This is a genomic window from Herbaspirillum lusitanum P6-12 (genome assembly GCF_000256565.1).
Classification (GTDB): Bacteria; Pseudomonadota; Gammaproteobacteria; order Burkholderiales; family Burkholderiaceae_D; genus Herbaspirillum; species Herbaspirillum lusitanum.
Window position 1 is genome coordinate 1 of sequence record NZ_AJHH01000643.1, and the last position, 5104, is coordinate 5104.

Here is a 5104-nt window from a genome sequence, read left to right on the forward strand (position 1 = left end):
CGTCAGGCGCGCTTCCAGTCCGCCGCCGGTGCGGTTATGCAATGACAGCTTCGCATCCATCGCCAGCGTCAGCTGGCGGGCGATCGCCAGTCCGAGCCCGGTGCCGCCGGTGTTGCGATTGCGTGAAGTCTCCAAGCGCACGAAGGGTTCGAACACTGCGTCGAGCGACTCGGCCGGGATGCCGGGACCGCGGTCGAGCACGGCAATGCTCACCACTCCATCGGCTTGCGCGCTGACTTCCAGCTCCGCCGCGCCGCCGAACTTGAGCGCGTTGTCGACCAGGTTGCCGAGGATGCGCTTGAGGGCCTGCGGACGCGTCACCAGCGCCGCGCCGACGGCGCCGTGCAGCGACACTTCATTACCGGCGTCGACGTAGTCGCACACCAGGCTGTCGAGGAGCGCGTCGGGATCGATGCGGATCGGCGCTTCCGCTGCGCCATGCAAGGTGCGCGCATAGGCCACGCCTTCCTTGACCAGCGTCTCCATCTCCTGCAGATCCTGTTGCAGCTTGGCGTGTTGCGGTCCTTCATCCATCACGTCGACGCGCAAGCGCATGCGCGTGATCGGCGTCTGCAAGTCGTGTGAAATCGCCGCCAGGATTTGCATGCGCTCGGTCATGTAGGTAGCGATGCGGTCCTGCATGGCGTTGAAGGCCTTGGCTGCGCGGGCAACTTCAGAGGGGCCGTCTTCCGGCAAACGCGCCGCCTTGAGATCGGGGCCGAGCGTGTCCGCTGCAGCTGCCAGCGCATGCAGCGGCCGCGTCGCCAGCCGCACCGCCAGCCAGCAGCACGCCGCCAGCACGATCAGCTGCAAGACCAGCACCAGCGGCAGCCACGGCGACATCGGTACACCGGACATGGGGCGCAAGTCGATGGTCAGCGGCGTACCGTCAGTCAACTTCAGATGCACTTGCATGCGCTCCTTGTCGCCGGGCACGGCGTTGACGGTCAGTGCGTATTCGGTGCCGATGCCGTCGGCGATCGACTTCGCCACCATCTTCGACAGGCGCGCATCGGGAGGCGTGCCGGTGATGCCGGGGCCGAGAATGAATTCGTAACTGCGGCGCGCCAGGCGCGGCAGCCATTGCGCCCGTTCGGCCGGCGGCAGATGATCGAGCAGCGCGACGGAGCTGGCCGCTTCGCGTTCGATGTAGCCCATCATGACGTTGGTGGTGGCCTGGTCGCGCTCGGTCAGCGTCAGCCAGAACGACAGCGTCTGCGCCAGCACCAGGCCGATGCAAAGGATCAGCGCCAGCCGGGCGAACAGCGTGCGCGGCCAGCGCAGTACGAAAAATGTCATTGCTCGCCTTCGATCAGTGTGACGGCCGCGGAGAAGACATAGCCTTCATTGCGCAGCGTCTTGATGTAGCGCGGCTCGCGCGCGCCGTCCAGCAGGCGCTGGCGCAGGCGGCTCACCAGCAGGTCGATGGAACGGTCGAAAGGATCCGATGCGCGTCCCTGCGTCAGGTTGAGCAGCTGGTCGCGCGTGAGCACGCGTTGCGGATGGTCGAGGAACACGCGAAGCAGGCGGTATTCGGCGCCGCTCAGCGCCACCATGGTGCCGTCCCGGTCCAGCAGGTGACGCGCCGTGGTGTCCAGCCGCCAGTCGCCGAAGCCGAGCATCTGGACCGCTTCCGTGACCTGCATGTTGGGCGGCAGCATGCGCGCGCGACGCAGCACCGAGCGGATCCGCGCCATCAGTTCGCGCACTGCGAAGGGCTTGGTGAGGTAGTCGTCGGCGCCCATTTCGAGGCCGACGATGCGGTCGGTTTCTTCGCTGCGCGCGGTCAGCATCAGCACCGGCACGGCCTTGAATTTTCCGACGCGCAATTCGCGGCACAGCACCAGGCCGTCTTCGCCGGGCAGCATCAGGTCGAGCACGATCAGGTCCGGCGCGCCCTGCTCCAGCACCGCGCGCATCTGGCGCCCGTTGGCGGCCAGCGACACGCGCATGCCGTTTTTCTCGAGGTAGGCGGCCAGCAGTTCGCGGATGCCGCGGTCGTCGTCGACGATCAGGATATGGTCTTGGTTTTCCATGCGGCGATCATACCTTAGCGCGTTTTCGCCGGCTCACCCGGTCTGTACCGGCCACGTTGAGCAGCGAGCAATACACGGGCTTGGCCAGCTCGGCTGCAAACCCGCCGGCCAGGAACGCGAAGATCGCCAGAAAGCGCCGCAGAGTCTTCACGCATCCTCCAGCACGGACAAACTGGCGCCATCGGCCACGCCGGCTTCCAGTGCATACGGATCGACGCCTTCGAGGCAGCCGATATTGGCGCGCCAGAGATTGGGCGCCTTGCGGGTCTGGTGGAATGGATAGATGCCGCAGTGCTTGCAGAAATAGTGCTTTGCGGTCCGGGTGTTGAACTGGTACAGCGTCAGCGATTCTTCGCCGCTGACGATCCTGACGTCGGCGACGTCGATCATCGGCGTCATCAATGCGCCCTTGCGACGGCACAGGCTGCAGTTGCAGCGCCCGGCCGGCGTCAGCGCGGTGCGAACTTCAAAATGGACGGCGCCGCAGTGGCAGGAGCCTTTGTAGAGTCCGGCGGTCATGTTTTTCTCCTTCAGGTGGTTGGCAATGATTGCATTTATAAACCAATGCGAAAACAAATCCCGGGATGATTTGTGTCCCAATGTATCCGGCGCAACTACCTACACAAAACATTGCACCCGTGTGCTGTTGCAGACACAAGCCAGATACGTGCGGGCGTTCCAATACGGTCATCGCAACCCACATTGGAAATCGCCATGCACAGCTTCCTCGAAACGCCCTTTGCCCTGCTGGCCGGCCTGCTGACCATCGCTTCCCCGTGCGTGCTGCCGGTGCTGCCGATCTTGCTGGGCAGCGCGGTCACGGAGCCGGGCAAGTCACCCAACCGCACCCGCCCGCTGTTCATCATCGCCGGCTTCATCCTGAGCTTCTCGGCCTTCGCCATGCTGCTGGGCGCGGTGTCGGGCACCGTGCACGTGGCGCAGGAAGCCTTGCGCAATACCGCTATCGCGCTGCTGGCGCTGTCCGGCCTGCTGCGCCTGTGGCCGCGCCCGTATGAATGGCTGGTGGCGCATTTGCAGGCGCCGCTGCAACGCATGCATGCCGCACGCGGCGTACCCAAGGTGCATGCCGGCAATACCGGCGGTTTCGTCCTCGGCATGTCGCTGGGCGCGGTCTGGACGCCTTGCGCCGGTCCCGTCCTGGCTTCGATCCTGGTGCTGGTGGTGAAGGCGCAAGACCTCGGCTGGTCGGCCCTGCTGTTGCTGATGTACGCCATCGGCGCCGCGATTCCGATGCTGGCGATTCTTTACGGCGGCCAGTACATCAGTCGTCATGTACGCATGGTGTCGCGCCACTCCCAGCGCCTGCAACAGCTGTTCGGCGTACTGGTGATGCTGACCGCGCTGGCGATCTACCTGCAATACGACGTGCTGATCAGCGCCTCCTTGTCCTCCCTGTTTTCTTCTTCCAATTGAAAGGATTCACCATGCTTTCCCGACTCAAGACTTTTGCCGCCCTGACTGTACTCGCCGCCGCTTCCACCACCGCTTCGGCCGGCGCGCTCGGCAAGAGCGTCGCCGCGCCTGAATTCACCGGCATCGACAAATGGCTCAACAGCGAACCGCTGACCATGCAACAACTGCGCGGCAAGGTGGTGCTGATCGACTTCTGGACCTACACCTGCATCAACTGCATCAATACCCTGCCCTACGTCAAATCCTGGCACCAGAAGTACAAGGACCAGGGCCTGGTGGTGGTCGGCGTACACACGCCGGAGTATCCGTTCGAACGCAGCACCGACAACGTCAAGACCGCCATCAAGCGCTTCGGCATCACTTACCCGGTCGCGCAGGACAACCGCTACGCCACCTGGAGCGCCTACAACAACCAGTACTGGCCAGCCTTCTACCTGATCGACAAGAAGGGCCAGGTGGTCTACACGCATTTCGGCGAAGGCCAGTATGCGCAGACCGAAGCCGCCATCAAGAACCTGCTGGTGCAGCCGCAGTAACACCCCACACCACGCAGCAATAACCAAACAAGGAGAAAACAATGTCCGACCAGATCGATCAACGCCGCCGCCGTTTCTTCGGCGCCGCCGCAGCCACCGTCGCTACCGCTCAACTGGGCTTCAGCGCACTCGCCAATGCGCAGACAATTGCCGCCGGAGCTGCATCTTCGTCAGCAGCGGCAGCCGGTTTCACCTCGATCAGGCAGATCGACGCTGGCGTGCTTAACATCGGTTACGCCGAACTCGGCCCGGCCAATGGCAAGCCGGTCATCCTGCTGCATGGCTGGCCGTATGACATCCACAGCTTCGTCGACGTCGCGCCGCTGCTGGCCGCCGCCGGCCATCGCGTGATCGTGCCGCACTTGCGCGGTCACGGCAGCACCCGCTTCCTGTCAGCCGACGCGCAGCGCAATGCGCAGCAATCGGCGGTGGCGCAGGACATCATCACGCTCATGGATGCCCTGCGCATTCCGTCGGCGGTCATCGCCGGTTTCGACTGGGGTGCGCGCACCGCCTGCATCATGGCGGCGCTGTGGCCGCAACGTTGCCAGGCGCTGGTGTCGGTGAGCGGCTATCTGATGACCAACCTGGCGACGGCCAAGAAGCCGCTGCCGCCCAAGGCGGAGTTCGACTGGTGGTATCAGTTCTATCTCACTACCGAACGCGGCGTGGCCGGTTATACGCAGTACCGTCGCGAGTTCGCCGAACTGATCTGGAAGACGGCTTCGCCGAAATGGAATTTCGACGCCGCCACCTTCAATCGCAGCGCCGCCTCGTTCGACAATCCCGACTACGTCGCCATCGTCGTTCACAACTACCGCTGGCGCCTCGGCCTGGCCGACGGCGAACGCAAGTACGACGCGCTGGAACGCCGTCTTGCCGACCTGCCGGTGATCGGCATCCCGACCATCACGATGGAAGGCGACGCCAACGGCGCACCATTCCTGCCGCCGGCCTTGTACCGCAACAAGTTTGCAGGCAAGTATGAGCACCGCAACCTCAGCGGCGGCATCGGCCATAACCTGCCGCAAGAGGCGCCGCAGGAATTCGCCAATGCCGTGCTGGCGGTGACGAAGCTATAAAAATTTTTGGGTTTGT

At 64.0% G+C, this 5104-nt stretch carries 7 protein-coding genes; 3 read left to right on the plus strand and 4 right to left on the minus strand.

The features are described 5' to 3' along the window. The 4 genes from HLUSI_RS0121210 to HLUSI_RS0121225 form a co-directional block, all read right to left on the minus strand. A partial coding sequence (locus HLUSI_RS0121210) for an ATP-binding protein (RefSeq protein ID WP_016835860.1) occupies positions 1 to 1299 on the minus strand: 1299 nt, incomplete at its 3' end. Further along, positions 1296 to 2036: a response regulator gene (locus HLUSI_RS0121215; protein ID WP_016835861.1), complete on the minus strand. Its 741-nt coding sequence runs from the start codon at positions 2034 to 2036 to the stop codon at positions 1296 to 1298. The genes HLUSI_RS0121215 and HLUSI_RS0121210, both read right to left, overlap by 4 nt. A gap of 7 nt (positions 2037 to 2043) precedes the next feature. Further along, positions 2044 to 2187, minus strand: a complete 144-nt coding sequence (locus HLUSI_RS33005; RefSeq protein WP_016835862.1) for a hypothetical protein — start codon at positions 2185 to 2187, stop codon at positions 2044 to 2046. Beyond that, positions 2184 to 2555 (minus strand): GFA family protein, encoded by a 372-nt coding sequence (locus HLUSI_RS0121225; RefSeq protein ID WP_016835863.1) that lies wholly within the window; start codon positions 2553 to 2555, stop codon positions 2184 to 2186. The genes HLUSI_RS33005 and HLUSI_RS0121225 overlap by 4 nt, the downstream gene beginning before the upstream one ends. A 195-nt stretch (positions 2556 to 2750) precedes the next feature. Between HLUSI_RS0121225 and HLUSI_RS0121230 the strand changes: the two genes are divergently transcribed. The 3 genes from HLUSI_RS0121230 to HLUSI_RS0121240 are packed head-to-tail and all read left to right on the plus strand — an operon-like array spanning position 2751 to position 5088. Then, positions 2751 to 3470, plus strand: a complete 720-nt coding sequence (locus HLUSI_RS0121230) for a cytochrome c biogenesis CcdA family protein (protein ID WP_029363854.1) — start codon at positions 2751 to 2753, stop codon at positions 3468 to 3470. A gap of 11 nt (positions 3471 to 3481) precedes the next feature. After that, positions 3482 to 4006 carry a thioredoxin family protein gene (locus tag HLUSI_RS0121235; protein WP_016835865.1) on the plus strand — a complete coding sequence of 175 codons (525 nt, stop codon included), beginning with the start codon at positions 3482 to 3484 and terminating at the stop codon, positions 4004 to 4006. Between the two features lie 41 nt (positions 4007 to 4047). Next, on the plus strand, positions 4048 to 5088 hold the full coding sequence (locus HLUSI_RS0121240) for an alpha/beta fold hydrolase (protein ID WP_016835866.1): 1041 nt from the start codon (positions 4048 to 4050) through the stop codon (positions 5086 to 5088). The last annotated feature ends 16 nt before the right edge of the window (positions 5089 to 5104 follow it).

Bases quoted from the DNA above. Each gene is read 5' to 3' on its own strand.
- HLUSI_RS0121215 (WP_016835861.1), bottom strand. From the start codon at position 2,036: ATGGAAAACCAAGACCATATCCTGATCGTCGACGACGACCGCGGCATC.
- HLUSI_RS0121225 (WP_016835863.1), bottom strand. From the start codon at position 2,555: ATGACCGCCGGACTCTACAAAGGCTCCTGCCACTGCGGCGCCGTCCAT.
- HLUSI_RS0121230 (WP_029363854.1), top strand. From the start codon at position 2,751: ATGCACAGCTTCCTCGAAACGCCCTTTGCCCTGCTGGCCGGCCTGCTG.
- HLUSI_RS0121235 (WP_016835865.1), top strand. From the start codon at position 3,482: ATGCTTTCCCGACTCAAGACTTTTGCCGCCCTGACTGTACTCGCCGCC.
- HLUSI_RS0121240 (WP_016835866.1), top strand. From the start codon at position 4,048: ATGTCCGACCAGATCGATCAACGCCGCCGCCGTTTCTTCGGCGCCGCC.